Below are 18,836 nucleotides of genomic sequence, written 5' to 3'. Positions count from 1 at the left end.
ACTGACGCGTCGTCAGGAACAGGCGGGCGGGAAGAATCAGGGACGGCGGCTCCGCGCCAGAGCCTTGGCGATCCTTTCGGCGTCCAGGGCCATCTCTCGGAACATTCCGCTTATGGGGTTGGTGAAACCGGTGAAATACAGCCCCGGGGCGGCCGGATCCGTGCGGGCGCCGTGCGGACGGGGGCGTCCGCGTTCGTCCAGTACGCCGAGATGCCCGACCAGGCCCTCCAGCGCCCGGCGGTAGCCGGTGGCCGCGATCACCACGTCCGGGCTGATGCGCGAGCCGTCCGCCAGCACCACCCCCTCGCCGTCGAAGGAGGCCACGGCCGCCACCGGCTCCACCGCCCCCGAGCGCACCGCGGCGATCAGTCCGACGTCCTGCACCGGGATCGCGCCCTGCCGGACCCGGCTGTAGAGGCCGGTGTCCGGGCGGGGCAGTCCGTACGCCGACAGGTCCGGCACCGCCACCTTGGCCTGGAGGGCGGAGATCCGGTCCACCAGCCGCACCGGCAGCCGGCGCACCAGAATGCCGGAGCGCTGGGCCGGCCAGCCCGCGGTGGAGCGGCGCACGATGTGCGGGGCGGTACGGACCGCCAGCCGGACCCGGGCCGCCCCGCCCTCGGCGAGGTCCACGGCGATCTCGGCCCCGGTGTTGCCGGTGCCGACCACCAGTACGTCCCGCCCGGCGTACGGCGCGGGATTGCGGTACGCGCCCGCGTGCAGCAGCTCGCCCCGGTACTCCGCCGCGCCCGGCCAGTCCGGGACCGCCGGGGTGTGGTTGAAGCCGGTGGCGACGACCACCGCACGGCCGGTGAGCTCGCGGCCCCCGCTGGCGTGCAGCACCCAGCCGGCCCCGTCGGCGGCCCGGTCGATCCGGGTCACCTCCACCCCGGTGACCAGCTCCAGCTCGTGGTACTCGGCGTACTTCTCCAGGTAGCACACCACGTTGTCGCGGGAGACCCAGCGCCCGAAGCGGCGCGGGACGGCCAGTCCGGGGAGTCCCGACAGCCGGCGGGTGGTGTGCAGATGGAGCCGGTCGTAGTGGCGCCGCCAGGAGTCGCCGACCGAGCCGGACTTCTCGACCACCACGGCGCGGACCCCCCGGGCGCGGAGTGCGGCGGCGGCGGCGAGACCGCCGGGGCCGCCCCCGATCACGTACACGGGGCGGGGTTCGGTGGTCATGTCGGGCGCTTCAGGCATGAGGTGTGAGCGTATCGCCACGCAGCGTTGATGGGTCTCGGTCAAGCGGGGAATCGGTTGCGGATCGGTCACGGCGGGGTGCGCGGACCCTTGCGCGGGGGCCGCCGATCCGGTCAACTGACGTACCGTCAGATAGTGAGAGGTGCGAGGGAGGGGAGGCTGCATGCAGACCATCTGGCTCAGCGGGGCCGAATGGCTCGCCGTGCTCCGGATCGGCCTCGGCCTGTGGTGGCTGGAGAGCTGGCGGCACAAGGACAAGAAGGGCTGGTTCGAGCGCGGTACCGGGATCGCCTGGGCCGCCGACGTGGCCGGGAAGCACCGGTGGCCGTTTGTGAAGACCGGCTTCGCCACGGTGGTGGAGCCCCGGCCGAGGCTGATGGCGTACATCGTCGTCTACGCCGAACTGGCCCTGGGCCTGGGCCTGGTCCTCGGGTTCCTCACCCCCGTCGCCCTGATCGGCGGGCTGCTGCTGAACCTGCTCTACCTGGTGCTGATGATCCACGACTGGGCCGAACAGGGCCAGAACGCGATGATGGCGCTCATCTCCCTCGTCGCGCTCTTCGCCATGAGCTGGCAGACCTGGTCCCTCGACGCGGCGATCGGACTCTTCCTGTGACCACCGTACGGTTCGACCTTCCCGAGACCGACGCGTTCACCCGGCCTTACTGGGCCGCCGCGGCCGAGGGCCGGCTGCTGCTGCGGCGCTGCACCGCCTGCACCCGGGCCCACCACTACCCCCGCGAGTTCTGCCCGTACTGCTGGGCCGGCGAGGACCGGGTGGCCTGGGAGACGGCGAGCGGGGACGCGGTCCTCTACACCTGGTCGGTGATCCACCGGAACGACCTGCCGCCCTTCGGCACCCGCGTCCCCTACGTGGCCGCCGTGGTGGACCTCGCCGAGGGGCCCCGGATGATGACCGAGATCGTGGACTGCGCGGCGGCGGAGCTGCGCATCGGAATGCGCCTGCGGGTCGCCTTCCGGCCGGAGCCGGAGGCCGGCCTCGCGGTCCCGGTCTTCCGGCCGGCCGGAACCTGACCGACCATGGCGCAGGCGGGTCCGTGTCCGGGTCCGGGTCCGGTTCGTGCGGAGGGGGCGTCTTGGGCTGGAGTCCGATGATCTACAGATTCGTCGACGGTGCCGAGTGGCCCGCGCCGCCGGACATGGCGGTGGTGCGGGCCGTACTGGAACCCCACGACGTCGGCGATCCGCAGCGCACGGTGGGCGAGGACGGGACCACCGGGTTCCGGGTCCGGGCCGCGGACGGCAGCGAAGCCGAGATCTTCGTCGACCAATACGGCATCCACGTCGAGCGTCCGCACGCCGGCGGGGTGTTCGGCATCGTCGCGGAACTGGTCTCCCGGCTCGGCGCGGTCGTCATCGACCCGGCCCGGGCAGGAATCGTGTGCCGGGCCGAAGAGCAGCCGCACCTTCCGCCGGACATGCGGGAGGGCGCCGTCGTCATCGAGATGACGGGCGAGGCCCTCGAGGCCGCGCTCACCGGGCCGCGCCGGGCCTGAACCGGCGGCGGTCAGCGGTCCAGCGGCTCCCACCAGGCGCGGTTCTGCCGGTACCAGTCCACGGTGGCGGCCAGGCCCTCGTCGAAGGAGCGCAGCGGGCGGTAGCCCAGCTCGTCGCGGATCTTGGACCAGTCCACCGAGTAGCGGGCGTCGTGGGCCTTGCGGTCCGCCACGTGCTCCACGCTCTCCCAGTCCCGGCCACAGGCCTCCAGCAGCAGGGCGGTCAGCTGCTTGTTGGTGAGCTCGGTGCCGCCGCCCACGTTGTAGACCTCGCCGGGCCGGCCGCCCTCCAGCACCAGCCGGATGGCCCGGCAGTGGTCCTCCACGTGCAGCCAGTCCCGGATCTGCTCGCCGTCCCCGTAGAGCGGGACGGACCCGCCGTCGAGCAGCCGGGTGATGAAGAGCGGGATGATCTTCTCGGGGTACTGGTGGGGGCCGTAGTTGTTGGAGCACCGGGTGATCCGCACGTCCAGGCCGTGCGTCCGGTGGTACGCCAGGGCCAGCAGGTCCGAGCCCGCCTTGGCCGCCGAGTAGGGGGAGTTGGGGGACAGCGGCTGCTCCTCGGTCCACGAGCCGACCGGGATCGAGCCGTACACCTCGTCCGTGGAGACGTGGACGAAGGTGCCGAGCCCGGCGTGTACGGCGGCCTCGAGGAGGTTCTGGGTGCCCAGGACGTTGGTGGAGGCGAAGCCGCCGCCGGCGGCGATGGACCGGTCCACATGGGACTCGGCCGCCAGGTGGACCACCGCGTCGTGCTCGGCCATCAGAGCGGTGACCCTGTCGGTGTCGAGGATGTCCCCGCGGATGAAGGTCAGCCGCGGGTCGTCCTGTACGGAGGCCAGGTTGGCGGGGTTGCCGGCGTAGGTGAGCACGTCCAGGACGGTCACGGCGGTGGGCGTGGTGAGCCCCGCCGCCTCCGGTCCGTCGTCGGACAGCAGCTGGCGGACGAAGTGGGAGCCGATGAAGCCGGCCCCTCCGGTGACGAGGATTCTCATGGTGCTTCTCGCGGTCCTTCGAGTCGGGGGTGGGATGTTCAGGAGGCGATCTGGATGCGGCTGTGGTCGCCCAGCACCAGCCGGTGCGCGCGGGGTGCCCGCACCGCACCGGAGACCTGGACGGACCGGCCGATCAGGGAGCCCTCGATCCGGCCCGCGTCCTCGATCCGGGCCCCTTCCAGCAGGATGGAGAACTCCACCTCGCTGCCGCTGATCCGGCAGTGGTCGGCCACCGAGGTGAAGGAGCCGATGTGGGAGTCGCTCACGACGGCGTCCGCGCCGATGACGGCCGGGCCCACGATCCGCGACCGGATGATCCGGGCGCCGGGTGCGATCCGGACCCGGCCCACGATCTCGCTGGCCGCGTCCACCGAGCCGGCGACGGCCGGTTCGATGCCCTCCAGCACCGCACGGTTGACCTCCAGCATGTCGGTGACGTTCCCGGTGTCCTTCCAGTAACCGGTGATGGTGGTGGCCGTGACGGTCCGGCCGGCGTCGATCAGCCACTGGATGGCATCGGTGATCTCCATCTCCCCGCGCGCGGACGGCGCGATCGCGGCGACCGCCTCGTGCACGGCGGAGGTGAACAGATAGACGCCGACCAGCGCCAGATCGCTGCGCGGGGCGGCCGGCTTCTCCTCCAGGCGTACGACGCCGCCGTCCGGGCCGAGTTCGGCGACGCCGAACACCGACGGGTCGGCGACCTTGGTGAGCAGGATCCGGGCGTGCGGACGCTCCTGCCGGAACTCCTCGACCAGCCCGGTGATCCCGCCGACCACGAAGTTGTCGCCCAGGTACATCACGAAATCCTCGTCACCCAGCCAGTCCCGGGCGATGAGCACGGCGTGCGCGAGTCCGAGCGGGGCCTCCTGGGGCAGGTAGGTGATCCGGGCGCCGAACCGCGAGCCGTCGCCGAGGGCGGCCCGGATCTCCCGCTCGGTGCCGCCGACGATCACCCCGATCTCGGTGATGCCGGCCGCGACGATCGACTCGATGCCGTAGAAGAGGACCGGCTTGTTGGCGACCGGGACGAGCTGTTTGGCGGCGGTGTGGGTGATGGGACGCAGCCTGCTGCCGGTACCCCCGGCGAGGACCAGCGCCTTCACCGGGCGACCGCCGGGGCCGGTGCTGCCGATTCCGCCGCGATGGCGTCCAGCAGGGCGAACAGCCTTGGCTGGGTGTGCCGGAGGAGTGCGGCGATCCGGTCCGCGTGCCGCCCGTCGGCGCAGCGGACCGGCTGGGCCAGCAGGAAGCGGGGCCGCGCCCCGGCGGCTCCGCGCTCCCGGACCACGGCCAGCTCCGGCCACCGCTCCGCCCCGGCCGCCGCCCGCCGGGCCTCGGCCAGTTCGGGGACCGGGTCGCCGGCCCAGTCCGTGGGGCGGGTGAACTCGGGGTCGGCCGTCAGGCGGGCCAGCCATTCCGCGGTGTCGGCCGCCTGGGCCGCGGTCAGCGCGCTTTCGGCGTGCCCGGACCGCAGCCGCTCCAGCATCGTGTGGGCCGCGCGGGGATCGTCGAAGGCGGCCAGCGGCAGCCAGTGCCGGGCCGGGATCCGGTGCCGGCGGGTGCCGGCGTCGTCGAGCAGTACGGTCGTACGCTCGGCCGCCGTCGCGAACCGGGCCCCCGCGTCGGTCATCCGCAGCCACAGGTCCCAGTCCTCCAGCCCGGCCCCGGCCCGCCAGCCGCCGACGCGCTCGGCGAGGCCGCGCCGGTGGGCCACCCGGGAGGGTTCGAAGACCACGCCGAGCAGCTGGAACTCCGGGTGCCAGCACATCTCGTACGGCCGGGACACCGCGGTGGCCCGGCCCTGCGGGTCCTGGAGTTCGAAGCCGGTGGCCACCAGCTCGGCCCCGGCGTCGATCAGGGAGAGGACCACGGCGAGGTGGTCCGGCCGCCAGCGGTCGTCGTGGTCGAGGTAGGCGACGACCTCGCCCCGGGCCTCGGCGAGACCGAGGTTGCGGGGGCCGCTGGGATGGCCGTGCCGCTCGGCGCGCAGCAGCCGGATCCGGGGGTCGGCGAGGGCGGCTTCGCGCACGCACGCGTCGGTGTCGTCGGTGCTGCCGTCGGACACCACCAGCATCTCCCAGTCGGTGACGGTCTGGGCGCTCACCGAGGCGAGGGTGTGGAGAATCGGGCGGGACCGGTTGTAGGTCGGGCAGATCACCGATATACGGGGCTGCCCGGGGGAGTGGTCCATCTGTGCAACTTTCCGCGCGGCGATATCGGTGGCGGCACCGCTCGCCCGCCCGGCCGAATGAATTTTCCGGCACGCCGAATTGACGCACCCCTGATGCGATCCATTCGCGAATCAGTGAATCCGTGAATCCGCGAATCCTGTAGAAGTGACGAATTGTCACCGGGGCTTTGCCCGGTACGGCGTGCGGCGCCTGGCGTAAAGCTAATGCCAGGCGCCGCCGGGGCGCGCCCGCCGCGAGGCGGGTCATCCCCCGTCCCGGGACGGGGGTTTGTGCCGGGGTGCCGTCAGGCCGCGAAGCGGACGGGTGCGGTGTGCGAGTGCCAGAGCGCGGCCACCTGGGACCGGTCGCGCAGGTGCAGCTTGCGCAGGACGTTCGACACGTGGAACTTCACCGTGCTGCGTTCGATCGTCAGGTGCTCGGCGATCTCCGAGTTGGACATGCCCTCGGCGACCAGGTTGGCCACTCCGCGTTCCCGGTCGGTGAGCCGGATGATCTCGGCGGCCGGCGGTTCCGCAGGTCGGAACTGTCCGGTCCGTCCTGCCAGCAGGGTCGGTACCAGCTCGGGGGAGACCCAGCCCCGGCCGCTCAGCACCTCGCGGACGGCGGTGATGTGTCCGTGGTCGGGGTCGTCCCGGTCGATGATCCCGACCACCCGGCCGAAGGCCGCGGACTCCCAGAACGGGTCGTCCTCGCCGGAGACCAGGGCGATGGCCCGGCTGCCCCATTCGGCCAGTTTGTGGTCGGCGTCCAGGGCGCCGGCCTCCACCACCACGACATCGGCCGGAGCGGCGGGCCGCATGCCCCCGTCCGCTTCCCGTCCGCAGACCTCCCAGCCGGGCGCGGAGAGCACCTCGGTCATCCTGCGGCGCAACGATGCCGAATTTATGACAAGAACGATACGTTCCATGGTTCCCCGTACATTCTGCTATGCAAAGCGGTCGGTAACCCGAGTTGGTCGAACCCGGGTTGTCGCCCCCGCGACAACAACCTTGATCAGCAATAGGGAAGTTAACACATTCGGCCACCCCGGTGAACGGAAGAAGCCGAGCGGAATGGATCATTCCGGGAGAATTGAGGAAGACCTGAGGAACGCCCGTTCCCTGTGCCCTAGTTGCCCGTGTTGACCGCCGCCACGGTGGTCGCCGCGTACCCGGCGAGGCCGACCAGCACCGAGTCCACCAGCTGCTTCATGACCGGCTCGGACCAGTGGTTCTCGGACAGTTCGGCCATCCGGGCGCGGATCGGCTCCCGGTCCTGCCGGTCGGTGAACAGCAGGCTCTCCAGGCCGCCGCCGTGCAGCAGCGAGATCAGGGCGGCCGTCCGGTCGTCCGGCTGCCCGCCCTCCAGAACCGCAGCCGCCAGCTTCGCGCGGACCCCCTCCTCGACGGTGCCGTCGGCCTCCGGGTAGCGGTTCACCGGGAAGATGCCCCAGCGGCGGGTCCGCTCCTCGCGGATGACGCCCTTCTCCAGCAGCCCCTGCCGGGCGCCCTCCACCGCTTCCTGCTTCAGCCGGAAGATCCAGGCCTGGGCGTCCTCGGGCTGCTTCGCCGCGGCGATGGCCGCCAGCGCCGCGTCCAGAACCGGAATCCCCAGCGGGGCGGGGTCGTTGACGAGGACCCGGCCGTCCTCCAGGCGGATGCGGCCGGCCAGCGCGAGCTCCAGCACCGAGGCGCTGGAGATCATGAACTCGGACTGAGGCTGCAGCGCGGCGGCGCCGGTGGTGTCGTCGAGCGACAGGAGCATGATCTGCTCACCCAGTGTGGTTTCCATAAGAATGGTCCTCTCCATGGTTCTGACCTGCGAAACTTCCTGTGTCGCAGATCATGGCAAGGGGTGCGGGCGCCGCTCCACGGCGGGTTCGGCATCGGCCGGCAGCAGCCCGGGAAGCCCGGTGCGCGCCTCCGCCGTGCGCAGCCGGCCGGTGTTCCAGCTGAACCTGTGGTCCTCGGCCAGCCGCAGCGGCTGGTAGCCGACCGGGACCACCTTCACGGCCGCCCAGCCCATCTCCCGGAGCCCAAGCGGAAGTCGGTGGGTGAGGTCCACCGCGATCGGGTCGGCGCCGTCGGCGAGCATTCCCGCCAGCAGCTCCGAGGTCGGCACCGCGCGGGACTCCCGGGGCGGGCGGGGGCTACGGAACCCGCCGGTCCACTCCTCCACCCACGCGAAGCACTCCCGTGAGGCCACGTACCGCAGCCGGTCGTCGTCGTCCACGATGGTGGCCGGAGCCGCCCCGTACCCGTGGCTCTCCCGCTGGTTGACCACGGCGGAGCGCACCTGAAGGGCCTCCTGGAGCGCGCCCAGCATGCTCCAGTCCACCCGGTCGGTGGCATTGCAGCCCATCGTCGCCAGCGGCTGCGGCCCGGTCCGGTCGAGCACCACGGCGACCGTGCAGGCCACCCCCGGGATCCCGGTGGGCAGATCGGCCAGCACCGGTTCCAGCCCGGCCCGCAGCGCCGCATCCCACAGCCGCAGCAGACCGCGCCGCAGGGTGTTCTCCTTGCCGCGCGGGACCCCGCCGGCTGTCAGCGCGGCCAGGTCGATGCGCCTCGGGCGCAGCTTCCGCTCCCAGGCCACGAGCAGGGCGTCCCGCTCCACCAGCTCCAGCAGCGCCGAGCGCAGGGCCATGTCGTACCCCTGCCCGGAGGCGGCACCGGAAGGGCCGGGATCGAACCCCTCCGCTTCCTCGGCCGGAGCCGGGTAGTCCACCAGACCGGCCGGTACGAGGAGTTCGGAGCCGTCGGCGAGCCGCCGGGCCGGATACCAGGTCAGGGTGCGGCAGCCGGCCGCCGGATCGCCGAGCCCGAGTCCCGGGGCGGCGAAGTCCAGGGCCCGCGCCCCGAGTCCGGCCGCGGTGCCCCGGACCTGCCCCGGCACTCCGCCGTCCTGCGGGAACAGCGCGAACCGCTCGACGGCCTCGCCGGCCCCGCGGACCAGGGCGTCCATCCGGGTGTGCCCGTAGGCGCCGACCACACGCGGGGTCAGCGCCTGGTCGTCCCGCTCCGCCCGGTCCCTACCGGCGGCCAGCCGGACCAGGGCCCGCCACAGCAGGTCGTCCGGCGGCCCGGGCGGCAGCATGCAGGAGTCCTCGGCCAGGCCGTTCGCGGGGTCGAGGGTGGCGAGGAAGTCGATCATCAGCGGTTCCAACCTGGAGAAGGGAGGACGAGCCCCTCGGGCGGGGGCTTCCGTCGGGGCTCGTCCGGTCTGTGCGGGTCCGGTGTGTGCGGGTCCGGCGCTGCCGTGCGGTGGCTCAGAAGAACGGCAGCCGGGCGCGGCGGTCGCTCAGGGCGGCGGTCAGGGCCAGCAGCACTCCGGCCGAGCCGGTCGCCAGGTCGGCGGAGATCCGCAGGCACTCCTGGCCGAGGAAGGCGGTGCCGCCCCGGAAGGGCACGGCATTGATCCCGAGCTCGGCCAGGTGCCGCTCCAGCGCCGGATCGGCCGGCACCCGGTCTGACGGCACTCGGTCTGACGGCACCGGCGCCGGCCCCGCCCCGGGCCCGGGCCCGGAATCCAGGTGGATCCGGGCCAGGATGGCGCCGGCCCGGCCGTTCAGCAGGCCGGAGTGGGGCAGGAAGGGAATGGCGGTGGCCGCCCGGACCGCGTCCCGGGCCTGGGCCAGTTCCTCGTCCGGCCGGTGCGCCAGCAGATCGTGCAGCACCATGCCGGTGCCGCCGCTGCCCTCGCCGATCACCGGGATACGGCCGGTGGCGGACTCCCCGAACGGCTCCCCGGGCTGCCAGCCGAGACCGGCCAGATCGGTGCGCAGCGCCTCGGCCGCCCGGTCCAGCAGGGTGCCGTCACCCGTGTGCTCGTACAGCCGGAGCAGGAACAGGGCGGTGCCCGTCCCGCCCCGCAGCAGTCCGGTGGTCGGGCGGCTGTCCGGTCCGCGCGCCGGCCTGCGGCCGGCCGGGGCGGGCAGCCCGTCGAGCCGTTCCGCGATCCGGACCGCTTCGTCCCGGAGTCCGAAGTGCAGCAGGGTCAGGCCCACTCCGGCCAGGCCGTCCTGCAGGGTGTGGTCGAGTCCGGACAGCGGCGCCCGGGCGATCCGCTCCACCAGCTCGCGGGCGGTGCCGGTGCGGCCCAGCCGGTCCAGGGCGTACGCGATGCCGCCCAGCCCGGCCTGGAAACCGGGCTGCGGATCGGCCGCCGCCCGCACCCGCTCGACCAGCCAGTCGAGGTGCTCCTCCGGGACCGGCAGCCCGGACTCCCCGAGCGCCCACAGCACGCCGGCGGCTCCGTGGGCGAAGCCGAGACAGCCCTCCGGGGTGAAGAACTGCTCGGCGTCACCGGGGAACAGCCGGTCGTCACGGCCCTCCTGCACGGTGGCCAGCACCCCGTCCCCGAGCGCCCGCAGCCACTCGGCACGCTCCGCGGGCCCGGCCCCGGCCCCGGGCACGGCCCACAGCGAGCCCGAACCGGAGTCCGTGCCGGAGTCGGCCGCAACGGCAGCGCCCTCCGACAGGCCCTGGAGGTCGCGGCGGACCGCGGCGGCGAAATCGGCGGGCACCGGGTACGAGCGCGTGATCAGCTCGAGCAGTTCCTCCGGCTTGTCCGGGGACCACGACACCATCGCCACCAGCGGCACGAACGCCGCCAGCCGCAGACAGCCCAGCGCATAGCGGTCCACCGCGAACCCGGTGTACCCGGCCGGGGCGATGAACCCCACCGCGCCCATGGTCTGGCCGGTCTGCTCCTCCGGCGGTCCGGCCGTCTCGAAGTCGATGAACACCACCTCGCCGTCCGGCCGGATCAGCAGGTTGCCCGGGTGCAGGTCGCCGAAGACCACGCCCCGCTCGTGCATCCCGGCCAGCCCGCGCTCGGTCTGGGCGAGCACGTCCAGCGCCCACGCGGTGTACTCCGCGACCGCAGTGGCCGAGGTGATGCCGTTCAGCAGCGGGTTGCGCCGCATCAGCTCCTTGGACAGCGGGGCGCCCTCCACCCACTCCCGGACGAGGAAGTAGTGCTCGTGGCCCTTGCGGTAGTCGATCAGCCGCGGGATCGCCGGTGCCCCGGCCAGCCGGCGCAGCGCCCAGTGCTCCTGCTCGTGCCGGGTGACCGCGTCCCGGCCGTCCGCGTCCAGACCCGCGTACGGCCGGGCCTCCCGCAGCAGGACCTCCGAGCCGTCCCGGGTGTCCGTACCCCGGTACACCCCGCCGCCGTTGGAGAAGTGCACGGCGGAGGTCACCCGGAACGGGAAGTCCCGGAGGGTGCCCGCCCCGCGCGCGGCCACCGACTCGGCCAGGCAGTCGGGCACCGTCACCCACTCCGGCGGCCGGAACCCCGGGCCCCGCCGGTCCGGCACCAGTTCGCCGTCCGGGTTCTCGATGCAGTAGACGAGCTCACCGGTCTCGGCGGAGCGGACCGCCTGGAGCACGAAACCGCCGTAGCGGACGTAGAGCGGGCCCTGCCGGTAGCGCAGATCGCTCAGGATGTACGGGCCGGGCTCGCCCCCCACCAGGGTGTCGAGCTCCCGCAGCACCTCCTCGAAATGCGCGTCGTCGAGCGGGTACACGGTGATGAACTTGCCGCTGCCGCTGCGGTCGCCGTACTTGCCGTTGCGCTGGCGCAGCAGCCGCGCGGAGCGGATGAACTTGAACATCACGCCCTCGGCGACGCAGTACTTCGCCACCAGGTCGAGCAGGTGCGCGGCATTGTCCAGGTTCGCCGACACATGGATCTTCCAGCCCTGCTTGGGCAGCGTCACCCCCGGCGGGGCCATCACCACCCACTCGCTGCCCGGCGTACGCGACCAGCCCTCGGGCAGTGCGTCATGCGCCAGGGGAAACGCGTCCTCGGCCGGATCGACCCGGGCCGGCAGATCGAAGAACGGCGTGCCGGGCGGGCAGAAGTGCAGGTGCCGGAGGATATCCATGGTGGTGTGCGAGTCCTGTCACCGTGAGGGCCAGTGAGTGGCGGGGTGGTCAGCGAGTGGCGGGGGCGATGTACGAGAGGTAGAGCCAGGTGCCGAGCGAGCGGCTGCCGGCCGCGACGCGCGCGGTGCCGATGGGCTCGGCCGGGGCCGTGCCGGTCACCGACAGCGGCAGCACCCGGGCGGGCACGGACAGGGAATCGCCCTCCTGCACGGGCACGAACGCGGACAGCGGCACATTGCGCTCCTCGGCCCGGCCCGGGTCCACGGTCCCGGCCCCGGTCTCGGTCCGGGTGACCATCCCGCGGCGGTACAGGGTGACCTCCGCGCCCGGGGTGACCGCCTCGAGGTCGGCGGAATCGGACAGCACCAGCGAGGCCCTGCCGTCCTTGAGGACGTACCCGCCGGCCACCGTGTACGGCACGCTGACCATGGTCAGCGCGGCACCGGCGGCGGCCACGGCCAGCAGCGCGGTGGCGCAGATCCGCCCGGTCCCGGCACCGCCCGTGCGCGCCTCGCGCACCAGCTTCCGGCCGCCGAGCCAGGCCCGGTAGCCGAGGTAGCCCACACCGAGGAGCACCAGCGTGGCGCCGAAGATCCCCATGCCCTGGAGCAGGTCCAGCCAGAGGGTGGCGGCCAGCCCGATCAGGTACAGCGGGAAGAGCATGCAGGCGAGTCCGAACGGTACGGACCACCACAGCCCCGGCAGTTCCCTCCGGTACCGGCCGCCGAAGAGGAGCCGGGCCAGGAAGCGGCGGGCGTCGGTCATGGTCCGGTCCCGCAGGTGCGAGATGTCCAGATGGGTCATCAGCGCGATGTAGCCGTCGAGTTTGACGAACGGCAGCAGGTTCAGCAGGCTCGTGATGTAGGTGGAGACGGCGAAGACGAGCATGCCGTCGCGCAGTCCGCCCTCGCCCGCGGCGAGCGAGGCGAGCCCGGCCGAACCGGCGATGACCAGCTGGGTCACGATGCCGGCCAGCGCCACCTGGACGCGCTGCCGGCGCTCGGGCAGCCGCCAGCCGTCGGAGACGTCGCAGAAGAACGCGGGAGTCAGGTAGAAGAGCATCACGCCCATCCGGCTGGGCCGTCCGCCGTGATGGGTGAGGACCGCGCCGTGCCCCATCTCGTGCAGTGCGGTCGCCAGGGCGGAGGCGGCGGAGACGCCGAGCAGGATGCCCAGCGGCAGCGGCGCGCCCAGGCTCTCCTTGAGCACCGGCGCCTGGGCGGCGAGCGCCAGCAGACCGCCCAGGGCGAGGACCGCGGCGAGGGCGGCGCCCGCCCGGTTGGCGAAGAGCCGCAGCAGCGGCGCGAGCCGGGAGAGCATCCGGTCCGGTTTCACCAGGGTGAGCTGGAAGGTCAGCGGCGGCACGAACTTGAACCAGGTGCTGCTGTGCTTGTGCGGCAGGCCGTCCTCCAGCAGCCGCATCCGGTTCAGGTTCTGGACGGCCTTGCCGACCGTGTCCTCGGTCCACGGCGAGCCCAGTTCGGCCGCCAGGGCCGGATGGCCGCGTTCCCCGTCGATCGCCTGGAGCAGCCGGACCATGTCCGCGCCGACCCGGATGTACTGCTGGGAGCCGCGCTGCACCACCCATGGGGCGTCCTCGGCGATCGGCTCGTGGAGGGTGACGTCGGAGGCCAGCTGCGGCCGGGCCAGCAGCTCGGTGGCCCGCTCCGGGGTCAGCACGGCGCCCGCGCCCGACCGGCCGCCGGACCTCATATGACGTCCCGGGACAGGAACAGCTTGCGGGCGGCGAACCCGGAAAGGGCCAGCCAGCCGGTGATGACCAGCAGGGCCAGTGGGACCGACAGCAGTTCGGGCTTGCCGTCCCGGTAGACCGAGCTCATCGCGATGGTCAGGGTGAACTTGCCGGCCTCGGGCAGCAGCCGCAGCAGGGCCTCGTCGACGAACAGGGTCAGGCCCAGCAGGGTGGCGACGGCGGCGGTCTGGTTGCGGATGATCCAGCCGAGGAAGACGCCCCAGGGGGCGCTGAGCAGGGTGACGGCGAAGACGCCGACCAGGGTCAGGGTGGTCTCGCCCGTCCACACCGGCTCGTGCTCGGTGGCGGTGGCCAGGAACAGCATCGGGGAGGCCGCGGCCAGGACGGTGGCGAGTACGGCGTACAGGGCGCCCATGCCGGTGCCGGCGATCAGCTTGGCGGCCAGCAGCCGGCCGCGCCCGCCGCTGAGCAGCACGGTCCGGGCGATCGCACCGGAGTTGTACTCCTTGGTGACGGACACGGCGCCGAACAGGGCGGAGAACAGCATCAGCATGAACCAGCAGCGGACCACCTGGTCGGTGGCCGCCTCGACGGTGTCCCGGCCGGCGGCGATGTCCGCGTCGGCCTGGGCGACGAAGCCGGTGCCGGCCAGGACACCGAGGAACACGCCGATCAGGGCGAGGGTCCACCAGGCCTTGCCGGTCCAGGCCTTGGACCACTCGGCGGCGATGACGTTACGCATGTGCGGCCTCCTTCGCGGGCTCGCTTCCGGTGCCTCCGGTGTTTCCGGTGCCTCCGGTGTCCCCGGCGAGGGCGAAGAACCGGTCCTCGAGGCTGTACCGGCCCTGTTCGGTGAGCTCGTCGAGGGTGCCGCAGTAGCGCAGGCTCTGCTGCACGATCACGACGTCGTCCACGGTCTGCTCCACCTCGGCCAGCAGGTGGCTGGAGAGCAGAACGGTGCGCCCCTCGTCGGCGAGGGACCGCAGGAAGGTGCGGAGCCAGCGGATGCCGTCCGGGTCGAGGCCGTTGGCGGGTTCGTCCAGCACCAGCAGTTCGGGGTCGGCGAGCAGGGCGCAGGCCAGGGCGTGCCGCTGCTTCATGCCGGTGGAGTAGCCCTTGTGCTTCTTGTCGGCGCGGTCGGCGAGGCCGACCCGCTCCAGTACCTCGTCCACCCGGCGGGCCGGGAGGCCGAGCATCCTGGCCCAGATCTTCAGATCGCGTCGGCCGGACACGCCCGGCATGGCGCCGATGCCGTCCATGGTGACGCCGATCCGGTGGGCCGCGTCGGGCAGTTCGGCGTAGGGGGTGCCGAAGACGGTGGCGCTGCCGGAGGTGGGCGCGGTGAGGCCCAGCAGCATGCGCAGGGAGGTGGTCTTGCCGGCCCCGTTGCGGCCGAGCAGACCCACGACCCGACCCGAGGGGACCTCGAAGGTGATGTCGTCGACGGCGGTGAATGCGCCGAAAGTCTTGGTCAGACCCTCGAATTTCGCTACTGCGGTGTTACTCATGCGTGCTCCGTGGCAACGTGGCAACGTACAAACGGCGGGACCCCGGGCCCCGGAAGGAAATGAGGCTTCCTTCCGGGACCCGGGACCGGGCGGTCACCTGAGGGATCAGGTGACGGCGACAGCGGAGGCCACACCGCCGTAGATGGCGGAGGCGGCGACCGAGACGGTCACACCGGCCTGGAAGTTGGACCACATGCCGGGGGCCTCCATGGCCTCCAGCTCCTGCATGCCCAGCTCCAGGGAGTCGATGGCGTCCTTCTCGAAGATGTTCTGCATTCTGTTCACCTCCTTCATGCGGTTCGTGGGATCGGTCGGACGACGGTCATCAGGTCGTCGCGATGGCGGTGGCGACGATGCTGTACGTGACCGCACCGCTGACGCCGGCGCCGCTGATGTACGCGCCGACAGACCACCAGCCCGGGGCCTCCATGGCCTCCAGCTCCTGCATGCCGAGCTCGAGCGCCGCGTCGAAGTCCTGGTTCAGGTTCTCCTTCATGTGTGTGCACCTCCTTTCCTTGTTCTGACGTGTGTTTCGGTCATCCGCAGGCGGTGAGCGTGAGCTCTCCGCGAGCGGAAGTCTTGGTGGGGACCGCCCGGTGCAGCAGGGACTCGATGTCCCCGGCACGCAGGCCGTCGAGCATCGGAAGCCCCGCGCCCCAGGCCCGTACGGAGCTCCGGGCGACCGCGGTGAGCTCCGCGGGGTCCGCGGTGATCTCCCGCCCGACTCCCCAGGAGTCGATCAGGGCCGCGATGCCCGGACCGGGGTCCTCGGGCAGCTCCGCGTCCGGCACGGCCGTCCGCAGCAGCCGCCACAGCCGGTCCAGCCGGCGGGCCGAGCCGAGCCGGGTGTCGCCCGCGGCGATCGCGGACCACAGCGGCGGCAGCAGCGCGGCCACGGCGGTCATCTTCCGCAGGCCCAGTCCCGTCGACAGCTCGTTGGCGAGGTACCAGCCCTTGCCGACGTACGGTGCCCGGCCCAGCAGTACCCAGCCTCCGTGGCTGAGACCGCTGATCTTGGCGATCTCGGCGCGCAGCCCGGCGTCGGCGGACCGGAGTCCGGCGCCCAGCCGGACCGCCCGGACCGCCAGCGCCTCGGCCAGCGCGTCCTCGGTGGGCAGGTCCCGGTGGTCGCCGGCGTACTGTCCGGCGATCCGGAACAGCACCTCCAGCAGGCCCTCCGCCAGGAGTGCGTACGGCAGGGTGGCCGTGGCCTCCGGGTCGATCACCGCGGCGTCCGGCCGCAGCGAGCCGCCCATGACGAGTCGCTTGCCCTGCGGGTACGCCAGGCAGGCGACCGCGCTGAGTTCGGACCCGGTGCCCAGCGTCGTGGGCACGGCGACCAGCCGGGGCCCGCGGTGCTGCGCCGGCGGCAGCAGGATCAGCCCGCACCGCTGCGGCACCCTGAGCCGGTCTTCGGCTCCGGGGTCCGCGGCCAGCAGGGCCGCCAGCTTGGCCTGGTCGAGCAGCGAGCCGCCGCCGACCGCGATCACCAGTTCGGTGTCCGCCAGTTGCCGGGCGAGCCCGGTGACGGTGGTCAGGTTGCCGGAGCCGCCGGTCACGACGGTCCGTGCGGTCCGGCCGGCACGCTCGATCTGCCCGCGGACCGAGGCGGCGATCGCCGCGCCGGCGATCCCCTCGTCCAGCAGCAGGGTGACGGATCGCTCCGTACGGGTGCCGAGCCATGCGGCGAGCTCGTCACCGCCGTACATCATCACCGTCGGGCAGTGCCAGCCGTTGCTCATGCGAGGGCCTTCTCCCGGGTGGTCCGGAACGCGGCCAGGCCGGTCCGGACGCAGTCCAGCAGTTCGGCCAGCTCGGCCTCGGTGTAGGTCAGGGCGGGGATCAGCTGGATGCCGTGGATCCCGGGGTGGACGATGGCGCCCGCCGCACGGATCGCAGCGACCAGCGCGGGCACCTCGGCCTGCGGCAGCGGTGCGCCGGCGGCGGTTCCGTCGGTCACCCGGACCGAGCGGAAGCAGCCCGCACCGGTGGTCCCGGACACCGACGGGTCCTCGGCGGTCAGCCGGGCCAGCTCGGTGTCCAGCCGCTCCGAGAGCCGCTGCCCGAGGGCCACGGCGTCCAGCCGGCGCATCTCCGCCAGGGTGGCGAGGATGGTGGCGCAGGTGACCGGGGTGCCGGCTTGGGTCTCCCCGTGCGACAGCAGTGCACCGGCCTCGTCGAAGGCGTCCGCCACCCGGTGGGAGACGATCACGGCCGCCGCGGCGGACGTGCCGTTGGTGAGGCCCTTGGAGCTGACCACCAGGTCGGGGGCGGCCGGCCAGCGCTGCGAGGCGAAGAAGCTGCCGGTCCGGCCGAAGCCGGTGGCCACCTCGTCGGCGACCAGCAGGAAGCCGTACTCCTCGCGCAGCCGCAGCAGTTCGGCCACGTACTCCTCGGTGAGTGCGACCGCGCCCGAGCCGAGCACCGGCTCGACCACGACGGCGGCGATCTGGCCGCCCTGCCGGGTCAGCAGTGCGCCGATCTCGGCGGGGTCGTTCGCCGTGACATGCCGGACCAGCCGCTGGTCCACGCCGTACAGCTGCTGGCCCAGGTTGTCGCCGGTCAGCGAGAAGCTGCCGTAGGTCAGGCCGTGGTAGCTGCCCCGCAGACCGACGACCACCTTGCGGCGGTCGTCGCCGCGCAGTGCGTGGTAGTGCCGGGCGAGCTTCATCACCAGGTCGTTGGCGGCGCCGCCGGAGGTCGAGAACAGCACCCGCTTGTAGTCCTGGGGGCCGCTGACCTCGATCAGTGCCTCGGCGGCCTGCCGGGCATAGCTGTTCTCGTACCGGAAGGTGCTCAGGTACGAGGCCTCGCGCAGCGCCTCGGCAGCGGCCTCGGCGATCGCCGTGTTGCCGTAGCCGATGTTGGTGTTCCACAGGCCGCTGGAGCCGCAGAGCAGTTCGGTGCCGTCGGCGTAGCGCACCCGGACGCCGTGCGCGGACACCGCGCAGAGGTCGTCGCGCCCCTGGTCGTGCGGGGCGAGCAGGGAGGCCCAGAGGGCGGTCATGCCGTGACACCTGCTTCCAGTAGTACGTCGTGGTGGCGCGAGCCGCCGGCCGGCAGCGGGTGCCGGGCCAGGACGGACAGGCCGGCCTGTTCGAGTTCGGTTGCCAGCCGGTCGGCGGGCAGCACTCCGACGGTGGTGGTGCACACCGTGACGGGGCCGCTGTCCGGGATCGGGGCGGGAAAGATGGTGACGGTCCGGGTTTCCGCTCCGGCCGGCCAGTACTCGTGCATCCGGTAGTCGGAGCCGCCGGCGCCGGTCACCTCGAACACCGCCTCGGCGTCCGTCTGCGCGCCGGAGTCGGCACGTTCGGCGATTTCGGCGGTGGAGAGCAGGAACCGGCCGCCGGGCGCGAGGTGTTCGCGCACTGCGGCGTACAGTCCGGCCCGTCCGGCCGCGTCGAGCAGCGAGATCGTGGTCGTGCCCAGCACGATCACATCGAACCGGCGGCCCAGCGCGAAGGAGCTCATGTCCCCGTGGACGGGGGTGCAGCGCTCGCGCAGCCGGGCCGGGGATTCGGCGAGCCGCTCGGCGAGCAGGCCGAGCATGCCCTCCGACAGTTCCAGTGCGGTGACCGAGCGGCCCAGTGCGAGCAGCGGCAGGGTCAGCCGGCCGGATCCGGCGGCGAGTTCGAGGACGTCCCCCGGGGTACGGCGGACCTGGGCGATCAGTTCGCGCACCTCGTGGGTGTCGCGGACCGAGAGGTCGTGGTAGACCGGTGAACCGGTCGGGTCGTACAGGTCGTGGAGCTCGGCCCGGTCGCCGAGTCCGGCGATCAGCCGGCCGGCGTCGCCGGGTACGGAGAGCGGAGTCAGTGCAAGGGCCATGGCCGC

General features: G+C 72.7%; 19 protein-coding genes. 3 read left to right on the top strand and 16 right to left on the bottom strand.

The window, feature by feature from the left end:
• Positions 1 to 36: 36 nt before the first annotated feature.
• Positions 37 to 1,200, bottom strand: a complete 1,164-nt coding sequence (locus DEJ50_RS14275) for a flavin-containing monooxygenase (RefSeq protein WP_150208409.1) — start codon at positions 1,198 to 1,200, stop codon at positions 37 to 39.
• A 163-nt stretch (positions 1,201 to 1,363) separates the two neighbouring features.
• Here DEJ50_RS14275 and DEJ50_RS14270 point away from each other — a divergent pair, with 163 nt between their 5' ends.
• The 3 genes from DEJ50_RS14270 (at position 1,364) to DEJ50_RS14260 (ending at position 2,717) form a co-directional block, all read left to right on the top strand.
• Positions 1,364 to 1,816 carry a DoxX family membrane protein gene (locus DEJ50_RS14270; RefSeq protein WP_150208408.1) on the top strand — a complete coding sequence of 151 codons (453 nt, stop codon included), beginning with the start codon at positions 1,364 to 1,366 and terminating at the stop codon, positions 1,814 to 1,816.
• Positions 1,813 to 2,235 carry a Zn-ribbon domain-containing OB-fold protein gene (locus tag DEJ50_RS14265; RefSeq protein ID WP_150208407.1) on the top strand — a complete coding sequence of 141 codons (423 nt, stop codon included), beginning with the start codon at positions 1,813 to 1,815 and terminating at the stop codon, positions 2,233 to 2,235. Before DEJ50_RS14270 ends, DEJ50_RS14265 begins: the two co-directional genes overlap by 4 nt.
• A 77-nt stretch (positions 2,236 to 2,312) precedes the next feature.
• Positions 2,313 to 2,717, top strand: coding sequence for a hypothetical protein (locus DEJ50_RS14260; RefSeq protein WP_150208406.1), 405 nt, complete (start codon positions 2,313 to 2,315; stop codon positions 2,715 to 2,717).
• Between the two features lie 11 nt (positions 2,718 to 2,728).
• On the opposite strand, the gene rfbB is transcribed toward DEJ50_RS14260, so the two are convergent.
• From rfbB to mpaM, 15 genes are all read right to left on the bottom strand, one after another.
• Positions 2,729 to 3,712 (bottom strand): dTDP-glucose 4,6-dehydratase, encoded by a 984-nt coding sequence (rfbB, locus tag DEJ50_RS14255; protein WP_150208405.1) that lies wholly within the window; start codon positions 3,710 to 3,712, stop codon positions 2,729 to 2,731.
• Positions 3,713 to 3,750: 38 nt separating this feature from the next.
• Positions 3,751 to 4,818: a glucose-1-phosphate thymidylyltransferase gene (locus DEJ50_RS14250; RefSeq protein WP_150208404.1), complete on the bottom strand. Its 1,068-nt coding sequence runs from the start codon at positions 4,816 to 4,818 to the stop codon at positions 3,751 to 3,753.
• Positions 4,815 to 5,906: a glycosyltransferase family 2 protein gene (locus DEJ50_RS14245; protein ID WP_150208403.1), complete on the bottom strand. Its 1,092-nt coding sequence runs from the start codon at positions 5,904 to 5,906 to the stop codon at positions 4,815 to 4,817. The genes DEJ50_RS14250 and DEJ50_RS14245 overlap by 4 nt, the downstream gene beginning before the upstream one ends.
• A 284-nt stretch (positions 5,907 to 6,190) precedes the next feature.
• Complete coding sequence (locus tag DEJ50_RS14240; protein WP_190344486.1) at positions 6,191 to 6,778, bottom strand: helix-turn-helix transcriptional regulator; 588 nt, start codon at positions 6,776 to 6,778, stop codon at positions 6,191 to 6,193.
• Between the two features lie 236 nt (positions 6,779 to 7,014).
• Positions 7,015 to 7,677: a GOLPH3/VPS74 family protein gene (locus DEJ50_RS14235; RefSeq protein ID WP_190344484.1), complete on the bottom strand. Its 663-nt coding sequence runs from the start codon at positions 7,675 to 7,677 to the stop codon at positions 7,015 to 7,017.
• A gap of 51 nt (positions 7,678 to 7,728) precedes the next feature.
• Positions 7,729 to 9,039, bottom strand: a complete 1,311-nt coding sequence (locus DEJ50_RS14230; RefSeq protein WP_150208400.1) for a YcaO-like family protein — start codon at positions 9,037 to 9,039, stop codon at positions 7,729 to 7,731.
• Between the two features lie 115 nt (positions 9,040 to 9,154).
• On the bottom strand, positions 9,155 to 11,776 hold the full coding sequence (lanKC, locus tag DEJ50_RS14225) for a class III lanthionine synthetase LanKC (RefSeq protein ID WP_150208399.1): 2,622 nt from the start codon (positions 11,774 to 11,776) through the stop codon (positions 9,155 to 9,157).
• A 49-nt stretch (positions 11,777 to 11,825) separates the two neighbouring features.
• The gene (mpaP, locus tag DEJ50_RS14220) at positions 11,826 to 13,490 is read right to left on the bottom strand and encodes a daptide biosynthesis intramembrane metalloprotease (RefSeq protein ID WP_150208398.1); all 1,665 of its coding nucleotides are present in this window, start codon (positions 13,488 to 13,490) and stop codon (positions 11,826 to 11,828) included.
• The gene (locus DEJ50_RS14215) at positions 13,487 to 14,233 is read right to left on the bottom strand and encodes an ABC transporter permease (protein WP_150208397.1); all 747 of its coding nucleotides are present in this window, start codon (positions 14,231 to 14,233) and stop codon (positions 13,487 to 13,489) included. Before DEJ50_RS14215 ends, mpaP begins: the two co-directional genes overlap by 4 nt.
• Positions 14,226 to 14,999, bottom strand: coding sequence for an ABC transporter ATP-binding protein (locus DEJ50_RS14210; protein ID WP_150208396.1), 774 nt, complete (start codon positions 14,997 to 14,999; stop codon positions 14,226 to 14,228). The genes DEJ50_RS14215 and DEJ50_RS14210 overlap by 8 nt, the downstream gene beginning before the upstream one ends.
• Positions 15,000 to 15,104: 105 nt before the next feature.
• On the bottom strand, positions 15,105 to 15,275 hold the full coding sequence (locus DEJ50_RS33920) for a daptide-type RiPP (RefSeq protein WP_190344482.1): 171 nt from the start codon (positions 15,273 to 15,275) through the stop codon (positions 15,105 to 15,107).
• Positions 15,276 to 15,324: 49 nt separating this feature from the next.
• Complete coding sequence (locus DEJ50_RS33915) at positions 15,325 to 15,495, bottom strand: daptide-type RiPP (protein WP_190344480.1); 171 nt, start codon at positions 15,493 to 15,495, stop codon at positions 15,325 to 15,327.
• A 40-nt stretch (positions 15,496 to 15,535) separates the two neighbouring features.
• Positions 15,536 to 16,741, bottom strand: a complete 1,206-nt coding sequence (mpaC, locus tag DEJ50_RS14205; protein ID WP_150208395.1) for a daptide-type RiPP biosynthesis dehydogenase — start codon at positions 16,739 to 16,741, stop codon at positions 15,536 to 15,538.
• Entirely contained in the window at positions 16,738 to 18,006 is a 1,269-nt protein-coding gene (gene mpaD / locus DEJ50_RS14200; RefSeq protein WP_150208393.1) for a daptide-type RiPP biosynthesis aminotransferase, read from the bottom strand. Before mpaD ends, mpaC begins: the two co-directional genes overlap by 4 nt.
• Positions 18,003 to 18,830, bottom strand: coding sequence for a daptide-type RiPP biosynthesis methyltransferase (mpaM, locus tag DEJ50_RS14195; protein WP_150208391.1), 828 nt, complete (start codon positions 18,828 to 18,830; stop codon positions 18,003 to 18,005). The genes mpaD and mpaM overlap by 4 nt, the downstream gene beginning before the upstream one ends.
• Positions 18,831 to 18,836 lie beyond the last annotated feature (6 nt).

Source organism: Streptomyces venezuelae, from assembly GCF_008642295.1.
In the GTDB taxonomy this organism is placed as follows: domain Bacteria; phylum Actinomycetota; class Actinomycetes; order Streptomycetales; family Streptomycetaceae; genus Streptomyces; species Streptomyces venezuelae_C.
Note: the sequence above shows the minus strand (reverse complement) of the source record. Positions and strands in the feature narration are given on the sequence as shown.

Excerpts from the sequence above, each read along its gene's own strand:
- rfbB (WP_150208405.1), bottom strand. The coding sequence starts at position 3,712 with ATGAGAATCCTCGTCACCGGAGGGGCCGGCTTCATCGGCTCCCACTTC.
- DEJ50_RS14230 (WP_150208400.1), bottom strand. The coding sequence starts at position 9,039 with ATGATCGACTTCCTCGCCACCCTCGACCCCGCGAACGGCCTGGCCGAG.
- DEJ50_RS14270 (WP_150208408.1), top strand. The coding sequence starts at position 1,364 with ATGCAGACCATCTGGCTCAGCGGGGCCGAATGGCTCGCCGTGCTCCGG.
- mpaM (WP_150208391.1), bottom strand. The coding sequence starts at position 18,830 with ATGGCCCTTGCACTGACTCCGCTCTCCGTACCCGGCGACGCCGGCCGG.
- lanKC (WP_150208399.1), bottom strand. The coding sequence starts at position 11,776 with ATGGATATCCTCCGGCACCTGCACTTCTGCCCGCCCGGCACGCCGTTC.
- DEJ50_RS14245 (WP_150208403.1), bottom strand. The coding sequence starts at position 5,906 with ATGGACCACTCCCCCGGGCAGCCCCGTATATCGGTGATCTGCCCGACC.
- DEJ50_RS14215 (WP_150208397.1), bottom strand. The coding sequence starts at position 14,233 with ATGCGTAACGTCATCGCCGCCGAGTGGTCCAAGGCCTGGACCGGCAAG.
- DEJ50_RS14210 (WP_150208396.1), bottom strand. The coding sequence starts at position 14,999 with ATGAGTAACACCGCAGTAGCGAAATTCGAGGGTCTGACCAAGACTTTC.
- mpaC (WP_150208395.1), bottom strand. The coding sequence starts at position 16,741 with ATGAGCAACGGCTGGCACTGCCCGACGGTGATGATGTACGGCGGTGAC.
- mpaP (WP_150208398.1), bottom strand. The coding sequence starts at position 13,490 with ATGAGGTCCGGCGGCCGGTCGGGCGCGGGCGCCGTGCTGACCCCGGAG.
- mpaD (WP_150208393.1), bottom strand. The coding sequence starts at position 18,006 with ATGACCGCCCTCTGGGCCTCCCTGCTCGCCCCGCACGACCAGGGGCGC.
- DEJ50_RS14275 (WP_150208409.1), bottom strand. The coding sequence starts at position 1,200 with ATGCCTGAAGCGCCCGACATGACCACCGAACCCCGCCCCGTGTACGTG.
- DEJ50_RS14260 (WP_150208406.1), top strand. The coding sequence starts at position 2,313 with ATGATCTACAGATTCGTCGACGGTGCCGAGTGGCCCGCGCCGCCGGAC.
- DEJ50_RS33920 (WP_190344482.1), bottom strand. The coding sequence starts at position 15,275 with ATGCAGAACATCTTCGAGAAGGACGCCATCGACTCCCTGGAGCTGGGC.
- DEJ50_RS14235 (WP_190344484.1), bottom strand. The coding sequence starts at position 7,677 with ATGGAAACCACACTGGGTGAGCAGATCATGCTCCTGTCGCTCGACGAC.
- DEJ50_RS33915 (WP_190344480.1), bottom strand. The coding sequence starts at position 15,495 with ATGAAGGAGAACCTGAACCAGGACTTCGACGCGGCGCTCGAGCTCGGC.